Annotated in this window: 2 protein-coding genes and 1 pseudogene; 1 reads left to right on the top strand and 2 read right to left on the bottom strand. The window is 67.9% G+C overall.

What is annotated here, in order from left to right; translation table 11 throughout:
- A pseudogene (locus AB0C36_RS42815) lies at positions 1-577 on the top strand (hypothetical protein); the annotation flags it as partial.
- A 288-nt stretch (positions 578-865) separates the two neighbouring features.
- Here AB0C36_RS42815 and AB0C36_RS42810 read toward each other — a convergent pair.
- Positions 866-1,627: an SDR family NAD(P)-dependent oxidoreductase gene (locus AB0C36_RS42810; protein ID WP_358365146.1), complete on the bottom strand. Its 762-nt coding sequence runs from the start codon at positions 1,625-1,627 to the stop codon at positions 866-868.
- Between the two features lie 68 nt (positions 1,628-1,695).
- The gene (locus AB0C36_RS42805; protein WP_358365143.1) at positions 1,696-2,895 is read right to left on the bottom strand and encodes a CaiB/BaiF CoA transferase family protein; all 1,200 of its coding nucleotides are present in this window, start codon (positions 2,893-2,895) and stop codon (positions 1,696-1,698) included.
- Between the last annotated feature and the right edge of the window lie 384 nt (positions 2,896-3,279).

The raw sequence follows: 3,279 nt of genomic DNA, 5'->3' as shown, positions 1-3,279 counted from the left end.
CCAGGCCTACAAGGAAGCCGCCGAGAACCCCACCGAGATCCTGGGCGACTACCAGAACAACAACGTCATGATGACCAACGGCGTCATCTGCCTCAATGACCGCAAGCGCGCCCGCGAGATCGCGCTCAAGGGGAACGCCGGCTACCTGGTGACGCTGGTGAACCTCTACCACGACACCATGCCCAAGTCGGCCGACGGCATCACCTGGCCCACCCCGCCCACCGACCTGTCCTCGCTCGGCGGCGACGAACTCCTCGACCAGCTCATCGCGGGCGGCTACATGCTCTGCGGCACCCCCGAAGAGGTCTGCGAACAGATCGAGGCGTACCAGGAAGTCGGCTGCGACCAACTCGTCTTCGGCATCAGCGCCACCATGTCGCACGAGGAGAACCTCGAAATGGTCGAAATCTTCGGCGACAAGGTCATCCCCGAGTTCGACAAGAACCCGGAGCACTCCACCGCGGTCTACCGCCGCAACGCGCAGGGCCCGAAGTACCCGCCGTTCAACGGCCCGGTCAACCCGGACCTCGTGCACACCGTCCTTCCCGAGAGCGCCATCATCGGCCTGAACGTCTGACGTTCGGCCCCTTCGACCCGCCGCCGCGGTGCCATGCCGACATCGCGGCGGCGGCCATGCCTTCCGCATTCTGGATGGCAGCGCCTTCGCCGCCGGCGTCGCGGCGCGCCCGCGCGGCGCACCGAATCAATACGTCCAGCGCACCGGGCGGATCATCAGTTCCGGGTAGCTGTGCCGCCAGTACCGCTCGGCTTGCGCGAGATGCTCTCGCGCCGACGGCGCGGGTTGCGGGCGTACGGGGCCGGCCACGCGCGGTGTCCACCACAGGCGCCGCGAGCGTGGCGTGCGTCAGGAGGTGTAGGACCCCCCATTGAGGTGCAGCGTCTGCCCGGTGATCCACGACGCCTCTTCGGAGGCCAGATATGCACACAACGAAGCGGGGTCGCTCGGAACTCCGATGCGTCCCACGGGCAGCCGGGCCGCCATCTCGCGCGTACGCGCCCCTTCGCGACCGCTCGCCGCAGGGTCGATCAGGCCAAGGGCGATCGTATTTGCGGTGATCCCGTCGGCCGCGGTCTCCATCGCCAGATGCCGCATGAAGGAGATCGCGCCGCCCTTGGCCGCGGCGTACAGCGATACCCCGATGGCTTGCCCGATCACACCCGACCCCGACGCAATGGTGATGACGCGCCCGTAGCGCCGCACACTCATGCCGTCGATCACGGCTTTGACGCAGTTCATCACGCCGAAGAGGTTGACTTCGGTGAACCGCCGCCAGTCCGACGGATCCGACTCGCGGAAGGATGTCGGACGAAACGCGCCACTGCCGGCATTGCCCACGTTGTTCACCAGGATGTCGACCGGCCCGCTACGCCGCTCGAACCCACGGATTGCGCCCCGCACGGCCTCATGGTCGGTCACATCGAACGGAAGGGCGTGTGCCGCGTATCCGGCCTCGCTGATGCGCCGCACGGTCTCGTCGGCCCGCTGTGGGTCGATGTCGTTTACCGCAACCTGCGCCCCTTGAGCGGCCAGCAGTTCGGTGATTCCCGCGCCCACTCCCTGACCGGAGCCGGTGACGAGAGCGGTCCTGCCCTTGAGATCGAACATTCGCTACTCCGTTGATGAGATGGACAGGCGCGTGGCCCAACGGTGCGGGCCCTGTGAGCCGCTTCGTCTCACTCGTCGACGCCGTGCCGGAGCGCGTCGAGGATCTCGTCCGTGTGCTCGCCGAACAGTGGCGGCGCGCGCCGAATCGGAGGCCGGATGCCGTCGAGGGTGAGCGGTGACGCAACCAGGCGTACGAGCCCGGCCGGGTGCTCGACCTCCTGGACCAACTCGCCCGCCTCGACCTGCTCTTCGCCGAAAACCTCGTCGACCCGGTTGACAGGGGCGCACGCGATCCCGACATCCGACAGCCTGCTCTCCCAGTCCCGGACGGAGGCGGTGCGGAAGACGGTCGAGAGCAGTTCCGTGAGTTCGTCCCGGTGCGCAAGCCTCGCGGCGTTCCCGGCGAACCTTGGGTCCGTCGGCAGTTGCGGTACGTCGAGCGCCCTGCACAGGGCGTCGAATTGGCGGTCGCTGGTGGCGCCGACGATGAGCGTGCCGTCGGCGGCCGGCATCGGGCCGTACGGCGCGACGTTGGGGTGGAGGTTGCCGAGCAGGCCAGGCACGACACCGCCGACCAGGTGGTTCGCGGCCTGGTTGATGAGCGCCGCGACACCGCACTCGAACAGGGGCGCCTCGACATGCGCCGGACGGCCGTCGGGCCGCCGATGCTGCCCGAGGAGCGCCCCCAGCGCGCCGATCGCCGCGTACAGGCCGGTCATCACGTCCACGACGGGCAGGCCAACCTTGGTCGGTCCGCTGTCCGGGTGCCCGGTGACCGACATGATTCCGGAACGTGCCTGGGCCATCGCGTCGTAGCCAGGCTGGTCCGCCAGCGGCCCTGCGCCTGCGGCGCCGCGGACCGACACCCATACCGCTTGCCGGGCGTCTTCGCGAACACGATCGAGCCCGAGGGAAACGAGTTGCCTGGGGAGGAAGTTCTCGATCACCACGTCCGCCATCGCGGCCAGTGAGCGCACGACCTCCTGGTCCTTCTCCGCCCGCAGGTCGAGCACCATGGCGCGCCGGTTCCGGTTCACGGCGAAGTAGTACGCGGCGTCGTCGCCGTGGAACGGCGGTCCCCACCGACGAGTCTCATCCCCTTGCGGCGATTCGATTTTGATGACGTCCGCACCTAGGTCCGCGAGGATCGTCGCCGCCAATGGCCCGGCGAGAACGCGTGACAAGTCCAACACCCGGACGCCTGCAAGCGGTAGCCGTGCGTCCTGGCCTTGCGGGTCGTCCGGCCAGGCCGGTCCGCCATCGGTCATTCGCGATGCCCTTCGATCACGCGCCGAGGCGCACCCGGTGCAATCGCCGTTCCAGGAGCCTGTCGCCCGGTCACCGCCGCGCGAACGCACCCACGACTCCGGCCGGCTTCTTTTCATAGCTATCATGACTATGTTTAGATGCCAAGGCGCTCAAGCGCTAGCCCCATAGTTTCGCGTAAGGGTTACACATATACTGCGCGGCACACCGGCCAAGTGGTCCTCGCCACAGGAGTTCCTTCACGTGATGACAACGCCCTTGCAGCCACCCCTCGTTCGCGCTCGCCGTCACGGGCTTGCGGATTTGTTGGCGCGTTCGGCGGCGCGTACTCCGGACAAGACCGCGGTCGTGTTCGGTGAGGTGCGGCAGTCGTTCGCGGAGTTGGA

Origin of the sequence: Streptodolium elevatio (assembly GCF_040649515.1) — a bacterium.
GTDB classification, from domain to species: Bacteria; Actinomycetota; Actinomycetes; order Streptomycetales; family Streptomycetaceae; genus Yinghuangia; species Yinghuangia elevatio.
Note: the sequence above shows the minus strand (reverse complement) of the source record. Positions and strands in the feature narration are given on the sequence as shown.